This is a genomic window from Bradyrhizobium sp. AUGA SZCCT0105 (genome assembly GCF_018129565.1).
Lineage (GTDB): Bacteria > Pseudomonadota > Alphaproteobacteria > Rhizobiales > Xanthobacteraceae > Bradyrhizobium.
In genome coordinates this window covers 195,571-211,970 of the sequence record NZ_JAFCMK010000005.1, presented here as the reverse complement: position 1 = coordinate 211,970, position 16,400 = coordinate 195,571, and the positions used below count along the sequence as shown (strand labels likewise).

The window sequence follows — 16,400 nt, the reverse complement described above, 5'->3', positions numbered from 1 at the left end:
ACCAGCCGTGTTCAAGAAGATCCTGATCGCCAACCGAGGCGAAATCGCTTGCCGGATCGCTCGCACCTGCCGACGTCTCGGCGTTGCGGTGGCCGGCGTTCATTCCACCGCGGATGCCGACGCCTTGCACGTCAAGGCCATCGGCGAATCCATCGAGATCGGTGGCGCGCCAGCCTCGGAGAGCTACCTGCGGATCGACGCCGTGATCGCCGCCGCAAAGGCTACCGGCGCCGAAGCGATTCATCCGGGATTCGGCTTCCTGGCCGAGAACGCCGCCTTCGCTCGCGCGGTCGAGGCGACCGGCCTGGTCTTCATCGGACCGACGCCGGAGACCATCGAGCGGCTCGGCGACAAGGCATCCGCGAAACGTGAGGCCGTCGCCGCGGACGTTCCGACCGTGCCCGGCAGCAAGGTTCCGAGCCAAGACCCGGTTGAAATCGAACGTGCGATTCGCCAGCTCCTGTTGCCCGTCATGCTGAAGGCTGCCGCTGGCGGCGGAGGCAAAGGCATGCGGGCCATCTCGTCGCTCGACGGGCTGCCCGACGAGATCGAGTCCGCAATGCGCGAGGCCAGAAATGCCTTTGGCGATGCCGGTCTCATTGTGGAAAAGCTGATCCAGCGCGGCCGGCACCTCGAAGTGCAAATCGCCGGAGATGGCAACGGCAACGTCGTTCATCTGTTCGAGCGCGAATGCTCACTCCAGCGCCGTCACCAGAAGCTGATCGAGGAAGCGCCCGCCGCCAACTTGCCGCCCAGGCTCCGCGAGCGCATCCTTGGCGATGCCGTCCGGCTTGGCCGCCGTCTTAAATATCGCGGCGTCGGCACGGTCGAGTTCATCGTCAGCGACACCGACTACTACTTCCTGGAGGTCAATCCCCGGCTCCAGGTCGAGCATCCCGTGACGGAAATGGTGACCGGTATTGATATCGTCGAGACCATGCTCCGCGTCGCAGCCGGCGAAGGCCTGCCGATGACACAGGACGAGGTCATCTGCCGTGGTCACGCCGTCGAAGCCCGCATCTGCGCCGAAGATCCAAACGACGGTTTCATACCTTCCACTGGCGATATTGCCTACGTTCGCTTTCCGAGCGGCGACATCCGCATCGAGACCGGCGTGGAGAGTGGGTCGAGCGTTACGCCCTACTACGATTCGATGCTTGCCAAGCTCATCGCGCACGCCGCAACCCGCGATCAGGCACTCGACAGCCTTGGCCGCGCGCTCGATGAAACCTCAATCTTCGGGGTAACGACCAATCGGGAGTTTCTCGGGCGCCTGATCGCCCTGCCCGCGACCCGAAGCGCAACGTTCCATACACGCCTGATCGACGAAGAGATCGCCGCGCTCGTGGACCGGGCTGATGCCATCGACGCAGGCGCGCTCGCGCTGGGCGCCTGTTTCTGGATGATGCGCCAGCGCCAGTCCGCGTCCGACGGCCCGTGGCGCTCCAGCGGATTGACCGGTTGGCACATGGGGACGGGAGGCGACGGGATGTCTCCGATCCCCCTGCTGCACCTTGAGAGCGCAGGCACCAGCGCGGAAATCCGCTTCGCTCCGCTGCAGCCCGACGGTTCGATGCTGATCGGCGTAGACGACGACCGGATTGCGGTGAAGCTTTCACCGATCGGCAATGACGAATTTGTCGCCGTTGTGAACTCACGGCGCGAGACGGTACGTATCCGCCAGAAGGACAACTCCATCTTCGTGCACGATCCGTGTCGCGCGCGCACGATGATCGCTATCCCCTATCTCAGGTACATCAGCACGAGTTCCGAGATCAGCGGCGAACTGCGCGCCCCGATGACGGGCGCGGTGTTGAAGGTCAATGTCGCAGTGGGCACCCGCGTGAAGGCCGGAGACACGGCCGTCGTCATGGAGTCCATGAAGATGGAGCTGCGTATTGCCAGTGAGGTGGACGGCGTCGTCACCGCGGTTCACATCAAGCCAGGCGAAACCGTCGAGCGAAATGCGGTCGTTGCCGTCGTCGAGCCGGATCAGGCCGCGCAATAACGCGGCCTTCGGAGCAGTCATAATAATTGGGGATGAACATGTTGCGATTGGGAAGCGTGAACTACGAGGTCCGGGGCAAGATCGCGGTCTTGACGCTCGATGAGCCGAACAAGCTGAACGCCCTGACCACCGGCATTCGCGAAGGCATTCGCGAAGGCCTGAAGCGCGCCGATCAGGACAACCAGATCCGCGCAACCGTCATGACGGGCGCGGGCGGCAAGGCATTCTGTGCCGGCGCCGATATCGGCAACTTCGATTTCGACCCGGAGAAGGCGCGCGCGTTCTTCATCGACGCCATGGATGTTCTCACTGCGCCGGAACGGGCGCTCAAGCCGGTCATAGCCGCGGTCAACGGAATCGCCTATGGCGGCGGCTTCGAGCTTGCGATTGCCTGCGACTTCATCATCGCCGCGGAAAGCGCCCGTTTCGCCGTGCCGGAGATCAAGCTCGGGCTATTGCCCGGCTTCGCCATCGTGCGTCTGGCCGACATCGTTGGCCGCGCGAAAGCCAAAGAGATGAGCATCCTCGGCGAGCCCGTCAGTGCTGACGAGGCATGTCGCCTCGGCATCGTGTCTCGCGCTGTCCCCGACGACAGCCTTCTTCCCGAGGCGCTGGCGTTCGCGGAGCGCATTGCCGCACAGCCCCGCCTTGCCGTGCAGATGGCGAAATCGTTCTACAACCGCGGGCTCGGTGGCGACGAGATGCGCCACGCGATCGACGGCTTTCCGTTCCTGTTGACGCATGCCGACGCACGCGAAGGCATCGGCGCCTTTCGCGAGAAGCGCAAGCCCCGATTCGGCGACAGCTAGCTGACCTGAACCAACCACCCACCATAAGAAAACGAGGGAGACTACGTGAAGAAGCATTTCCTGGCTCTGGCCATGCTTGCGGCGGCGACATCGACGGCGACCGCGCAGATATCGAATGACGTCGTCCGCATCGGCGTCCTGACCGATCTTTCCAGCTGGGGTCGCGACAACAGCGGTCCCGGCTCAGTCGAGGCGGCGAAAATGGCGGTCGAGGAATTCGGCTCGACGGTTCTGGGCAAGCCGATCGAGATCGTCAGCGCCGATCACCAGATGAAAACCGATGTCGGCCTGCAGATCGTGCGGGACTGGTTCGACAACGGCAAGGTCGACGCCGTCGCCGACATCCCGAATTCAGGCATTGCGATCGCCGTTCACAACATGGTCAGGGAGCGCAACAAGATCGCCCTGCTCTCCGGGCCCGGCGCCAGCTCCCTGACGGACGAGCTGTGCAGCCCCAACACGGTGCACTTCGCCTACGACACCTATGCACTTTCCAAGGTGACAGCCTCGGCAGTCCTCAACGAGGGCGGCAAGTCCTGGTTCTTTGTCACCGCGGACTATGCCTTCGGCCAGCAACTGGAGAAGGACGCCACACGTTTCATCAAGGAGCTGGACGGCAAGGTTCTCGGCAGCGTGCGGCATCCGACCAACACGGCGGATTTTTCCTCTTTCGTCCTGCAGGCGCAGAACTCGAAGGCCGATGTGGTGGCATTCGCGAATGCCGGCCAGGACACGGATAACGCGATCAAGCAATCCGGCGAATATGGACTGGTCCAGAGCGGACAGAAGCTGGTCGGTCTCTTGATGTTCGACACCGACGTGCACGCCATCGGCCTGCAAGCTGCGCAAGGCACCTATATGACCACGGCCTCCTACTGGAACATGGATGAAAAGACCCGCGCCTGGTCGCGGAGATTCTTCGCCAGGACCAAGGTGATGCCGACCATGATCCACACCGGCGTCTACGGCGCCGTGCTGCACTATCTTAAGGCGATCAAGGCGGCGGGGACTGATGATCCAGCCGCGGTGATGGCCAAGATGCGCGACCTGCCGATCGGCGACGCTTTCGTGCATGGCGGCAAGCTGCGCGAGGACGGCCGCGTCATTCGCGACATGTACCTCGCCCGCGTCAAGAAGCCGTCCGAGTCAAAGGAGCCATGGGACTACCTCGAGATCGTGAAAACGGTCAAAGGCGAGAATGCCTACAGGCCCGTCAGCGAATCGAAGTGCGCGCTTCTCAAGAAATGAGGTAGTTCAGACTTATTAGGAGAGGCCAAGCCTGAGTGACGTTTACGAGTGCGACGCAGTGGCGCACAAAGGACGTACATTGCGCGCTGGTTAGGCTTTCGGAGAGTTTGTCGTCGACTGCTGGGGCCGCGCGATTGGTCTGCGCATGGTCTAGGTCGCCGGACGGCATCCATCTTCGGCCTCCTCCTGATCACCACCCGAAGCCCTCTTCAGGATGCGGGCCAGGGCAGCTTTCGTGAGTCGCGGTCGAGCGCATAGGCGGTTTGCTTGAACTCGATGCCGTCAAGGAGGCCTTGATGTAGCCGGAGATTGTGTCCGCCGTCATGATGACCGCCGTATCAAGCGTATGGATGTATTAGCTCGTCACCGAGCCTTTCGCGTGCCCGACCAGCGCTTTGAACGCTACTTGTTGGTCAGTTGGAAATCCCTGCATCCGGTCTCGGTCTTCCAGATCACCCGCCGTCATATCTCGGCTCGTATCGCTGACATCGCATCAGATCATGGAAAGGTCTCAGCAGCCCGCGCCCGTACAGCCCTGTCCTCAATGTTCAACTGGGCAATACGCGAGGGACTCGACATTGCCGCGAACCCGGTTCTCGGCACCAATCGACCCGCGCAGCCGGGAAGCCGCGAACGGGTCCTCACCGAGACGGAGCTGTCAGCCATCAGGTGGGCCAGCGGCGAGGATGATTACGGACACATTGTGCGTTTGTTGCTGCTCACGGCCCAACGCCGTGATGAGGTAGGCAGCATGCAATGGGCCGAACTGGATACCCTCTCGGGTCTCTGGACGCTGCCAAGCGCCCGGACCAAGAACCATCGCGAGCACTTACTACCATTGGTTCCCGCCGCCTTGGCCCTACTCCCGCCCCGCCGAAACGGCAGAGACTTCCTCTTTGGTGGCGGACCCCGACGCAGCGGTGACCGGCATCGCGGGTTCTCCGGCTGGTCAAAATCGAAGGCAGCGCTTGATGAGCGCATCGCCCAGGCCCTTGGCAAACCCTCCCCCATTGGACAGTTCACGATCTCCGGAGATCGGCGTCCACGGTGATGGCCGACCGACTTGGCGTGTTGCCGCACATCGTTGAGGCGATCCTAAACCACGTCAGCGGCCACCGGGCCGGCGTGGCTGGGGTATATAACCGGGCCCGGTACGCGGCCGAGATGCGCGAGGCACTTCAGCGCTGGGCACAGCACGTTACGGCCTTGCCAGCGCAAAAGCCGGGAAAGGTTGGCATTGTGATAGCGGGCTCCGACCTTTCTCACACTGGTGTCCCTCACGGTGCTGTCGACGTCCACTTCTTCGGAAGAGGCGGCTCAATGAGTCGCCTTTCCTGATTTTCGCGGAACCGCCGCGTGCGCGAAATCATCACTCGCAACAACCACTGCCCGACAGGCTCGATAAGACAGCCCCGGCCGAGGCCGGGGCTTTGGGTCCGCTGGAGATAGCTTGGCTGTCAGTAGCGCGCCGCCACCGGCGTCGAATAGCCGCCGAAGCGGTAGTTGATGCGCAAGGTGACCATATCGACGTCTTGGCTGATCCGATTGAGCGCACCGGCAACAATCGGGTTGGCGACAGAGAACGAATTGTTCGCGTCCCCCATGAACAGGTGGTCGTATTCAATACCGGCAGACCAATTTGGTGCAAAGCCGTACTCCCAGCCTACACCCACGGTCCCACCCCAGCGGGTCGCGCTTGCGGAGGCCAGTTCGGCGCCGGTAAGCGTGCTAAGGATGCTGAAACGATTGCTCGTGACCGCCGCGCCGCCCTTCACGTACAGCAGAGAGGCGTTCCAGGCGTAGCCGATCTGGCCGGTGAAAAGCCCGATGCCGTCCGTTTTCGTGCGGGTCGAGAACGCCGGAGCGATAATACTGACACGCTGGCTGCTGAGATCAGCCCAATCCCCCTGGGCTTCCAGCCCGAACACCCACTGATTGGCCTGCCAACGGTAGCCGATCTGCCCGCCGACGAGGCCGCCTGACCGCTCGCGGCAGCCGTCACCGATGACCGTACCGGCCACCCCAACGAAATCCCAGCAGTTGCGGCTCTGTCCCCAGCCGCCGTTGGCGCCTATGTAGAAGCCGCTCCAGTTGTAGATCACCGGCAGCGGAGCCGGAGGCGGAGCCTTGACTGCCATGTCGGCGGCCGATGCAGGTGCGGCGGCCATTGCAATTGCCGCGAAACTGACAGCGGCGGCGAAGAACTTTCTCATCCCAGTGTCCCCTCTCTCAACTGCACGCTCGCGTGCAAACCACTTGCACTACCAGCGCAGAGCGTAGTGTGCGTCGGGCAAGATCTCCGTAACAAAATGGCAACACTCAAATGCAAACGTTTATGCACGACACTGTACGTACATATTCCTGGTGTCGTTGTCCGAGCGCTAGATTGAGAAGGTGGTGCATGAGTAAGGTGCCGACGCCCTGTCCCTGGTAGTCGTCGATCACCACGAAGGCGATCTCGGCTACTCCTCAAGCTCCTGACCAGCGTGGAATTGAACTTTTGAAGGTCTCGCTGTATTTGCGGGCATGATCAATCCGCACGTCCCAAGGCAACTCATTCCGTCGTCCCGCATCCAAGCTTGGCTTATCGATGAACAATGAAACGCTGAGTGAGATACAGGTCTCGACCGGACGCCGATCACCAGGTTCCGAAGCCGAACCAGCCGAACTGCCCCCGTCGTGCCGCCAGAAGCATCTGCGGCTGGACGTTTCGCCTCGGTCGAGCCGCAACATGCAACTTCTTGCGTTGTCGCTTGCGATCGACGGTTTCAGGCGGGCGTGTATCCGGCAGCATCGCGAAAGAATTCGCCACCGCCGGGCTCTGTGCGACGGTAATTGGCGGTTCGGCCACATCCGACAAAGTTGCGACTTCGGTTGCCTCGGCCACGGGCGCAGCGGCGACGATCACCGGCGATTGGGTATCGAAGACAACACGCTCGGGCCATTTGCGATCTGAGTGGATAAGTACGGCCGGCCGGTTCGCAGCCGCCTGATCGACGGTTGGGGCTCTCGGCAGCCAATAATCTGCAACAAAGAGCAGCGCGAGCAACACTGCTCCGACCTTCCAGAAATATGCCGCCAGTGGCATGCCGGTCGCTCCGGTGCGCCCCCGAAACATTGACCTGGGCTCGTCCTGCTACGTCGTCGATCGAGCCGCACGGCGGCGACTGGAACCGGTTCTGGCTCACTTTGCCCGCGCCATCATCCTTGCCCATCGTGCTCCGTTAATAGACACCACGCCGCACGGCGCGCCGTGTTTGGCGGAAATCGCGACGGTCGACACGACGCGCAGTCACGCGGGCGCGCCGGTACGTGATGGCCTGCGCTTGATCAACGCTTAACTCGACGCCGCGCGGAGTCACCTGCGGCGAGACCGGAACGGTCGCCAGCACCACTGCTGCAAACAGCAGTCCGATAATTGAGAAAGCTCTCATTGCACCTACTCCCTGTTGTCACATTGGGTAGACGGCAAAGGCTGTCTGGTCTGTGTCCATATTGTCGACAACAGTTATAGGCAATCTGATAGACCGGCGGAGTGTTGATCTAGGTCAATCAATTAATACTCCTTCGTCTGAGCAGCTCGCAAAAAGGCGGCCGAGAAAGCCGCCTCTTTCGCGATGCGAAGGTGGAGCCCCTACTGGCAGAAATACATCTGACCGTCGTCAAGTTTAATTGTGCCACCCGGTGTGCATTTGATGCCGTTACGCGCCGAGTAATCATCCCATCCGGAATAACCGTAGTAGGGGCTATGTCCGGGGTAAGCCCTGTGGACGTAGTGAGCTTGCCCAAAGTAAGGATCAGTTTGGGCCGCGTAAGCGCCGCGCCAATTGTTGTTCCCCCAATTGTTGTTTCCCCAAGCGTTAGGCGCAGCAGTGGCGGCGATAGCGGCACCCGTGCCGACCGCTGCGACGCCTGCGCCGACAACACCTGCCCCGTAGTAGGCCGCCCGTCGGTTCTGACGACGCGCAACGCCCGCAACGCTCACGGGGGTTAGCGGGCGACCAACCCGCGCCTGGGCGCTCTCGACTGACAGCGAGATGCCGCCTTGCTCAGCCCAACCAAAGGAGAACAGTGCTGCACAACCGAAGGCAGAAGCTGCAAGCGCTGCCTTTCTTACATACTTCATGAGCTCTTCTCCGTTTTGAGGAATACCCACCCCATCCTTCACCAATGAATGCATGCCTCCACGCGTATTGACGCAGATCAACGTAGCTAGACGTTCAGCCGGGGCATCGGTCACGTTCCCGTTATCGCGCGAAAACGCGGAAGTCGGAGCACGCAACAGTAACGTCCGCTTCACCCCGACACCGGACTTTCGATAGCCCGCGCGGCACTTGCGAAAAGGGCCAAGAGGCGACATGGGATCGCGTCAATAAATGAAAGAGGCCGCCAACTGAGGCGGCCTCTGGTCGAGCGCTCCGGCAACACCTTTTTGGGGCCACGGGGGCCGGTACTGGGGCCATCTACCATCCCGGGTGGTTGGTCGGGCCAGGTTGCGGGGAATTATCCTGAAATAAACATAACGGCGGCTGTCAGTGCGACAGGGCAAAGCCCGAAAACTACAGCGAGCACCTTGTAGAGTAGGTCGTCCGGCATAACGCACGTCCTCTCTTTTAGGTTGACGACCAAAGCCGGGAAAACTCGGTAGCGCCAGTGCAGTTTGTGCCAAGCCATAAAAAGTTATATCACCGGAACTCCGTTCACCCACGGAGAGCGCCGGAAGGCGCTCGGCTACATCGTGAAGATGACAATCAGGATCAGCACGGAAAGTGCGATTGAGACGCAGCCAGCCATCGTTATCCGATCCCATTTCATGCTGTGAACGTTTGAAGCTGTTGCCGGTCCGCTCGTTGATTTGGGTCAAAACGAATTGCGACCTATCGAAACTTATATGCCTAGGACAGTGAATAGGGCCTCTCTGTAGTCCTACCGAGAACTGGTGAAGGCGCTGCGATGCCGGATGTTCGTCATCGTTCCTTAAGGGTCCTGTCGAGGGCGCAACTTATGCGGGGACCGCGCTACCCCGGATACCGATTTTGGCGAGATGGATCGCTGGGCCTTTGCGTGGCTCCTCGTGCCTGAAGCATAAAACGATGACGAAGGTTGCCAATGGACCGTTCGATCCCTTGAACCGACAGGGTCGCTTGGTAGGATGCTTCGATGAACCGGCATGGCGTTGGGGTGCAATTGACGGTCAGTGATGCGCCCATTGTGGTCGATGCAAGCTCCGATGCGCCTGAAGCGCGTGTCGCAAGCCGGCTCTCTCTCGGCTTGGCATGCGGAATGATTGCCGCTTTATCCGTGGTCTCCAATGCGAATGGACAGGAGGCGGAGCCGCGATCCTACTCTAATACGCCTATCGGGTTGAATTTTCTGATCGCGGGTTACGCTTACTCGCAAGGCAAGCTCGCGTTCGATCCCAACACGGCGATTGCCAATACCACATTCCGCTCCGACACCGGGGTGCTGGCCTATGTTCGGTCCTTCGAGCTTGCGGGCCAGTCTGCCAAGCTTGATGTGATCGTGCCGACATCGTCCTTCGCCGCGCATGGCCTCGTGAACGGTGAGCCGCGCGAGCGGGAGATGTTGGGCTTGGGCGATCCGCGATTTCGCTTCTCGGTCAACTTGTTTGGGGCACCCGCGCTCTCGGCGAAGGAATTCGCCAGCTATCGGCAGGATCTAATCGTCGGAGTAAGCATGCAGGTCTCCGCGCCGGTCGGGCAGTATGACACCACGAAGCTGCTCAACCTAGGCGGAAATCGCTGGTCATTCCGGCCCGAGTTCGGGATTTCAAAGGCATGGGGTCCATGGACCGCCGAGCTAGCCCCAAGCGTAACTTTCTTCAGCAACAACACCGACTTCTTCGGCGGCAATACGTTCTCGCAGGCTCCAATCTATGCCGTGCAGGGACATGTCATCTATACGTTTCAGTCCGGCGTATGGATGGCGCTGGACGGGCTCTATTTCGCGGGCGGCCGCACGGCCCTCAACGGCGTCAAAAGTGATAACGAGCAGGCGATAACGCGAGCTGGCTTGACGGTCGCTTTGCCGATCAATCGACAGAACTCACTCAAGCTCTCTGCCAGTACCGGCATCACGACCCGCACAGGAAGCGAACTGACGGCAATTGCTATCGCGTGGCAATATCGTTGGGGCGACGGATATTGAGGAAGGATGTCGTATGGCAGGGCGACAGTCCGTAGCCGTTCTGTTCGCTCGATCAGGCGCGGGCCATCGTCGCGGCAAGACAGCAATGCAGTTTTGGCTAGTTGCCTTATCATGGCGATCTTTTTGCACCTGGACCTTCGCCGCTGCGCTGGCGGCCGCATTGTTGCTGGCGACGCTGGGTCAAAGTCAGGCGGCTGATCCAGGGCCCAAGCGAGTTCTGATGCTGCATTCATTCGGTCCTCGTTCCAAACCTTGGAGCGACTACGCTCAGGCCATTCGTACAGAAATAGACCTGCACTCGCAGAGTTCGGTGGAATTTCTGGAACATTCACTTGTGAATGCCGGCCAATCTCAGGAAAAATTGGAAGGTGCCGTCGTTGAGTACCTTAGCACCGTCTACAGGGACCATCCGCCCGACCTTATCGTGGCCCTTGGCGCACCGGCAGCCAGTTTCATCCAGCGCCATCGTCAGCTTATTTTTCCAATGGTGCCGATGATCATTACAGCCGTAGACGAGCGCGTAGTTCAATATGAAAAACTGACGGATAATGACGCTGTAGTGTCGGCCACGAATGATGTTCCGTTTCTTTTCGAGAATATCATGCGCGTCTTGCCCGACACAAAGACCATCGCAATTATAAACGGCACTTCTCAGATAGAGCGATTTTGGACGGAAGAAATGCGTCGAGAACTCGCGCCACTCGCGGGCCGGGTCGAGCTAAAATGGTACGATGAACTTCCATTCGACGAACTTCTTAAAAAAGCGAAACATCTTCCGCCTCATACCGCAATCTTCTTTGTTCTAATGAATGTCGATGCGGCAGGGATAACACACGAAACGGGCAATGCTCTGAATAAGCTCGCTGCCTCAGCCAGCGCGCCGATTTTCTCTTTCGATGGTTCTTTTTTCGGAGAGAATGTCGTTGGCGGCCCGATGTTCTCTCCGCTGGAGGGAGGGCGGATAGCCGCAGCCGTTGCCATGCGCATCCTTGAGGGAGAAAAAGCAGGCAATATCAAAACTCCGGCCATCGAATACGCATCGCCAAAATTTGACTGGCGGCAAATGCAGCGGTTTGGGATCAGCGACAGTAACCTGCCTATTGGCAGCACCGTCTACTTCCGACAGCCAACGGTTTGGGAGCGGTATAGGTGGCAGATCGCATCCATCGTCGCTATCATTCTGATACAGACCGGGTTTATCTCGGTCCTGCTGCGTGAGCATCGTCGGCGTCAACTTGCCGAAGTGCAGGCGCGGCAGCGCATGGCTGAACTTGCTCATGTCAATCGCTTCTCGACTGCTGGTGAACTGACCGCCTCGATTGCTCACGAAATCAACCAGCCGCTCGGCTCTATTCTGACGAACGCCGAAACCGCAAAGGCAATCCTGCAATCTCCCAGCCCTGACATTTCCGAACTGAACGAGATTGTGGACGATATTTTGAACGATGACCGGCGCGCTAACGAGGTCATCCGGAGCATGCGCAGCCTTCTGAAAAAGGCCCCCTTCGAACTGAAACGTCTCGACCTCAATGACGTCGCGCGGGAAACCATCGAATTTCTCTCGGCGTTGGCTGTCGCACGAAAGGTCGAGTTGATCGGCGTGATAGCGCCGGGTGCGCTTCCGGTCCTCGGCGACCGCATCCAGCTTCAACAAGTCATTCTGAACCTTGTCGCGAACGGGGTCGACGCGATGAAGGACACGCCGAGCGAGAATCGCATCATCAGCATCCGAACTTCGCGGGTCGAACACTTCGCTCAGCTATCCGTGTCAGATCAAGGTTCGGGCATTCCCGAAGACAAACTAGAAGGGGTCTTCGAGCCGTTCTACACCAGCAAGGCCGAAGGCATGGGCATGGGACTATCCATCGCGCGCACTATTGTCCAGGCACACAAGGGGCTGATATCAGCGAGAAATAGGGATCAGGGCGGCGCGTCGTTTAGGATCAGGCTTCCTCTTGTTGGTTGACCCAGAGCGGCGGCTCCGCGCCGAAAGCCACCGTCGAGCCGATCCATCCGAAGGCCATGCCGGTGGCTGCAAGAATGCGAGTGGATCGGTCGTCAGTCAGCAAGGCGGCGCACTTGCCAAATCCCGCCTATGGGCCTCCCGGTCGGTCGTGTTCGCTTGATCTGGATCAAGCCCTCCGCGCGAGAGGGGGGACTAGGCTCTCTCACCCGCAACTTGCGTGGCCAAGGCTGAAGGCGCGTCCGTGAGAACACTCCGTCAGATCATCTCCGGAGACGAGATCATCCAGCTTGTGATCCGGCTGGGTTTGCTCGCGGTCCTGATCGCCTGGACACTGCTCCTGATCCGTCCGTTCGTGCCAATCCTGGCCTGGAGTGTCGTGCTCGCCGTCGCGCTTAATCCGGTGTTTCAGCGCCGCGCCAAAATCCTCGGCGGCCGGCCGAAACTTGCGGCAGCGATCCTAACCGTTATCAGTCTTGCCGTTGTCATTGGGCCCGCGACGTGGCTCGGCATGGGCGCAGTCGACGGGATCAGGGATCTTGCCGGTCAAATGACAGCGGGCGAGGTGTTGGTTCCTTCGCCACCACAATCGATCAAGGATTGGCCACTCGTCGGGCCTCGGCTCTTCGATCTCTGGGATCAGGCCTCGACCAATCTGCGTTCGCTTCTGCGCGAAGTGGTGCCCTATCTCAAGCCCCTCGCGACGACCTTGCTTGGATTTGCCGGCAATGCCGGTGTGGGGACCGTGAAGTTCCTGCTGTCCGTGGTCGTGGCTGGCGTCTTGTTTCCATATGGCCCGCAACTCGTGGCCGCAGGTCGTGACTTTCTGTCACGGATCGTGCCGGACCAGAGCGAGCACTTTCTGGACCTCGCGGGTACCACCATCCGTGCGGTCGCCCAGGGTGTGATCGGCGTCGCGATCGTCCAATCCTTGCTCGCCGGCATTGGGTTCAAGCTGGCCGGTATCGCCAGCGCGGGACTGCTGGCGTTCGTGGTGCTATTGCTGTCGATCGTGCAGATCGGCGGAACGATCGTCATCCTGCCGGTCATTATCTGGATCTGGACCGCCAAGGAATTCCCGATCGCGCTTCTGCTGACGGTGTTTCTCGTGATCGTATCAGTGCTCGACAACATCCTAAAGCCGCTCGTCATGGGGCGAGGCCTTACCACGCCCGCACTCGTCATCCTGATCGGGGTGATCGGGGGAACCCTCGTCCATGGCATCATTGGCCTCTTCATCGGACCGATCATTCTGTCCGTGGCTTGGGAGCTGACGGTTGCCTGGATTCGTACCGAACACGCTCCGCAGCGGGGAGATGTTGGCTATGGGCCGCCGCGCTCTCTTGATCTGCATCAAGGCGTCTCATCAGCCCATGCGCTGGATAACAATCGCTGACCGACCAAACCAAGAGCATGGCCGAGTCCGCGACGGGGGCACGCGATGGCAGGCCAGTTCCCGCTTGGCACCGTCATCAGCGTGATCAACATCAAGATTCACGCGCTGGTGACTGTCGCGGCAATCGGCGTCGCCCGCACCACCGGATTGTAGGACACGGCGCTGCCTCGATCGCACCTGATGGCTGTGATCGTCACGATCGACAACGCCGGGCCAAAGAACGTGTCGTTCTCAACATAGAACCACAGCATCGGCATCCGCGAGGTGCGGTCGAAATCCGCGGTCGCTTCGACCAGTCTCTCCGGCGCGCAGTTGTTGTTGGGCTTGCCGTCGACGCGACCGCCGCGACCTGCTGCGAAGGTGATGATCGCCCTGACCTGCGGCGGGTTCACACTCGACAGCGATGGAAACCCAGCCGCCGGCGGAGTGTCCGACGACGACGTCGTCGTTCGGGAGAACGCGTTTCTCGGCCACCATGTAGTCGATGATCCAGAGATCGACCTGCGCCACCACGATGTAGCCGCGCTTGGCGAACCACTTCGCGGCGTCGCGGAATTCAACCAGCCGAAAGAAGCCGCAATCGACCGGCTTGAGCGAGATGCCATGATTCATGATCGCGAACGGGAAGGGGCCGTAGCCGACGGGGCGAATATCGGGAGTGGCAGCGGCAGCGCCCAGATCTCCTCCTAGATGCGGACATTGTCCCCGGAGATGGCCGGCAAGCCGAAGGCGGCAAGGAGAACCAAAGCCGTCAAGAGCGGTCGGAAGATTGCAGCCAATTGCCTACGCATCGTCACCTCCGTCAGCCGGTATAAGTGAGCGCCACGATGATCGGGCCGAGCACGGTCAGGACGACATTGCCGATGGCGTAGGGCACTGCGACGCCGAGTACTGGGGTCTGACTCTCGGCGACTTCGCAGGCTCCGGTCACCGCAGCATCGACGGTCATGGCGCCAGCCAGCGCCCCGCAGGTGATGACCGGATTCATGTGCAACACATAGCGCGCAAACAGCGTCGCGATGATCAGCGGCACCAGCGTGACGACCAGGCCCATGCCCACCAGCAAGGCCCCGTGCGCCTGTATCGCAGCCCAGGCCGCGGCTCCGTTGCCGAGGCCGATTGCTGCGATGAAGCCACCGAGCCCGAGATCGCTCAGTGTCTGCTGTGCTGCGCGTGGTAACGCTCCGATGGTCGGCCGGCGCGACCGCAGCCAGCCGCAGACGAGGCCAGCGATCAGCGCGCCGCCGCCGCCGCCCAGGGTCAGCGGGATGCCGCCGACCCTGAAGCTGACGAGACCCGCGAGGAGGCCCGCGGCGATGCCGGTTGCGAGAAAGGCGATGTCGGCGCGGTCGCCGGAGCGCAGGATCTGCCCGACCTTCGTGGCGGCGCGCTCGATGTTGCGAGTGCTGCCGACGAGCGTCATGACGTCTCCGACATAGACGCGAGTGTCCGGGCCCAACGGGACCTCGCGGCCCATCCGGGTCAGCGTACGGAGATAGACGCCGCGTGCGTCGTTGCCGACGCGTTCAGCGATCTCCTTGATCGATCGGCCATGGAGATGGCGGCTGTCGACGAGGACGTCGATCACATTGCCTGGGATTGCCTTCAGGATTTCGTCGGCATCGATTTCCTTGCCGATGACCGGCTTTGCCGCGACGAGGGCAGCGGTTCGCCCGGCGACGACGATGTCGTCGCCGGGTTCGAGAATGGTGTCGAGGCGCGGCTCGATATCGGCTCCCTGCCGCACGATTCGCTCGACGACAGTGCGGCTGCCGATTTCCTCTTCGACGTCCTTGACCGTGCGTCCCGCGGCGGCCCATACCCGGTACGCGCGCGCCTGGAATTTGCGATAGTGGAGATTTTCACTTTGTGGCGGGTTGCCGCCGGAAAGCTCGGCCTCCAGCTTCGCCGCCTCCGCCTTCAAATCGATCCGCATCAGTTTCGGTGCGACAAACGGCACGTACAGGAGCGTGAGAATATAGCCGAGGACATAGGTGACGGCGTATCCGGCTGCGATGTTTGCTTCCTGCTGCTTCAAAGCATCACTGGACAGGCCGACCTGCGCGAGCGCTCCGGACGCCGTGCCGATGATGGAAGATTGCGTCAGCCCACCGGCGGCAAGTCCCGAGGCCGTGCCCGGATCGAGCTTGAACGTGAATGCAAATATCAAAACGAGGATGAGGCCCGTACTGCCGAGCACGAGCGCCATGACGACCTGCGCCAGGGTGCGGATGCTCAAGGAGGCGAAGAATTCGGGGCCGGACCGGTAGCCGATCGTGAACACAAACAGGCTGAACAGAAGCACGCGCAGCACCGACGGGAATGTAAAGGTCCCGAGCTGACCAATGAGAACGGCCACCACCAGTATGCAGGCTGTCGTTCCGATCGAGAAACCACGAATCTTGACTCGGCCCAGCACCGTGCCGATGGCGATGGAAAGCAGCAGGAAGATTTCCGGAGCGGTGGAGATCATCCACCTGACGGTACCCATGGCGCATGCCCTCCAGCCATTTGCGCAGAATCTGATCCGTGAAACCCGGCGATGCTTGATTCAGATCAATCCTCGCCGACGGCAAGCCGTCGCCTATTGAGCCGTTCAGGATTCGGGACAGTCGACGTTTCGCCGATGAGCATGATGGACATCGTCACTGCTTCGTCGACGCACCGCGACGAAAGGGTACCAATCGTGTTCTGCTTTGGGGCTACGGCTGGGTCTGCAACTGGACGAAGCTTGGTATCCCTGTGATCGCTTCCTTGAACGCGCTGCCGCGCCGCGAAGCCGACCTCAACGAGGCCCGCATATGAACG

Annotated in this window: 13 protein-coding genes and 2 pseudogenes; 7 read left to right on the top strand and 8 right to left on the bottom strand. The window is 60.8% G+C overall.

Annotated elements, in window-relative coordinates; genetic code table 11:
* Nucleotides 1–7: 7 nt before the first annotated feature.
* The 3 genes from JQ573_RS24055 (at nt 8) to JQ573_RS24045 (ending at nt 4,065) form a co-directional block, all read left to right on the top strand.
* Entirely contained in the window at nt 8–2,008 is a 2,001-nt protein-coding gene (locus JQ573_RS24055; protein ID WP_212316035.1) for a biotin carboxylase N-terminal domain-containing protein, read from the top strand.
* Between the two features lie 38 nt (nt 2,009–2,046).
* Nucleotides 2,047–2,817 (top strand): enoyl-CoA hydratase/isomerase family protein, encoded by a 771-nt coding sequence (locus JQ573_RS24050; protein WP_249132221.1) that lies wholly within the window; start codon nt 2,047–2,049, stop codon nt 2,815–2,817.
* Nucleotides 2,818–2,889: 72 nt separating this feature from the next.
* The gene (locus JQ573_RS24045) at nt 2,890–4,065 is read left to right on the top strand and encodes an ABC transporter substrate-binding protein (RefSeq protein ID WP_212316474.1); all 1,176 of its coding nucleotides are present in this window, start codon (nt 2,890–2,892) and stop codon (nt 4,063–4,065) included.
* Between the two features lie 150 nt (nt 4,066–4,215).
* Here the strand turns inward: JQ573_RS24045 and JQ573_RS40310 are convergent.
* Nucleotides 4,216–4,474: pseudogene (locus JQ573_RS40310) on the bottom strand (integrase); the annotation flags it as partial.
* Here JQ573_RS40310 and JQ573_RS24040 point away from each other — a divergent pair.
* Complete coding sequence (locus tag JQ573_RS24040) at nt 4,445–5,116, top strand: hypothetical protein (protein ID WP_212316036.1); 672 nt, start codon at nt 4,445–4,447, stop codon at nt 5,114–5,116. The pseudogene JQ573_RS40310 and the gene JQ573_RS24040 sit on opposite strands and share 30 nt — an antisense overlap.
* Before the next feature lie 406 nt (nt 5,117–5,522).
* On the opposite strand, the gene JQ573_RS24035 is transcribed toward JQ573_RS24040, so the two are convergent.
* The 5 genes from JQ573_RS24035 to JQ573_RS40305 form a co-directional block, all read right to left on the bottom strand.
* Nucleotides 5,523–6,278: an outer membrane protein gene (locus tag JQ573_RS24035; RefSeq protein WP_212316037.1), complete on the bottom strand. Its 756-nt coding sequence runs from the start codon at nt 6,276–6,278 to the stop codon at nt 5,523–5,525.
* 106 nt (nt 6,279–6,384) lie between these two features.
* The gene (locus tag JQ573_RS24030; protein ID WP_212316476.1) at nt 6,385–6,522 is read right to left on the bottom strand and encodes a GNAT family N-acetyltransferase; all 138 of its coding nucleotides are present in this window, start codon (nt 6,520–6,522) and stop codon (nt 6,385–6,387) included.
* Nucleotides 6,523–6,703: 181 nt separating this feature from the next.
* Complete coding sequence (locus JQ573_RS24025; protein WP_212316038.1) at nt 6,704–7,153, bottom strand: hypothetical protein; 450 nt, start codon at nt 7,151–7,153, stop codon at nt 6,704–6,706.
* Between the two features lie 136 nt (nt 7,154–7,289).
* The gene (locus JQ573_RS24020) at nt 7,290–7,499 is read right to left on the bottom strand and encodes a hypothetical protein (protein ID WP_165128452.1); all 210 of its coding nucleotides are present in this window, start codon (nt 7,497–7,499) and stop codon (nt 7,290–7,292) included.
* Between the two features lie 200 nt (nt 7,500–7,699).
* Nucleotides 7,700–8,305 carry a hypothetical protein gene (locus tag JQ573_RS40305; RefSeq protein ID WP_312011605.1) on the bottom strand — a complete coding sequence of 202 codons (606 nt, stop codon included), beginning with the start codon at nt 8,303–8,305 and terminating at the stop codon, nt 7,700–7,702.
* A gap of 920 nt (nt 8,306–9,225) precedes the next feature.
* On the opposite strand from JQ573_RS40305, the gene JQ573_RS24010 reads away from it, so the two are divergent.
* The 3 genes from JQ573_RS24010 (at nt 9,226) to JQ573_RS24000 (ending at nt 13,592) form a co-directional block, all read left to right on the top strand.
* Nucleotides 9,226–10,233, top strand: coding sequence for a transporter (locus tag JQ573_RS24010; RefSeq protein ID WP_212316039.1), 1,008 nt, complete (start codon nt 9,226–9,228; stop codon nt 10,231–10,233).
* Nucleotides 10,234–10,246: 13 nt separating this feature from the next.
* Nucleotides 10,247–12,199 carry a sensor histidine kinase gene (locus tag JQ573_RS24005; protein WP_312011604.1) on the top strand — a complete coding sequence of 651 codons (1,953 nt, stop codon included), beginning with the start codon at nt 10,247–10,249 and terminating at the stop codon, nt 12,197–12,199.
* A 241-nt stretch (nt 12,200–12,440) separates the two neighbouring features.
* Nucleotides 12,441–13,592 carry an AI-2E family transporter gene (locus JQ573_RS24000; RefSeq protein WP_212316480.1) on the top strand — a complete coding sequence of 384 codons (1,152 nt, stop codon included), beginning with the start codon at nt 12,441–12,443 and terminating at the stop codon, nt 13,590–13,592.
* Nucleotides 13,593–13,792: 200 nt separating this feature from the next.
* On the opposite strand, the pseudogene JQ573_RS23995 reads toward JQ573_RS24000, so the two are convergent.
* Nucleotides 13,793–14,383, bottom strand: a pseudogene (locus tag JQ573_RS23995) (dienelactone hydrolase); the annotation flags it as partial.
* An 11-nt stretch (nt 14,384–14,394) separates the two neighbouring features.
* Entirely contained in the window at nt 14,395–16,083 is a 1,689-nt protein-coding gene (locus JQ573_RS23990; protein WP_212316041.1) for an aspartate:alanine exchanger family transporter, read from the bottom strand.
* Nucleotides 16,084–16,400 lie beyond the last annotated feature (317 nt).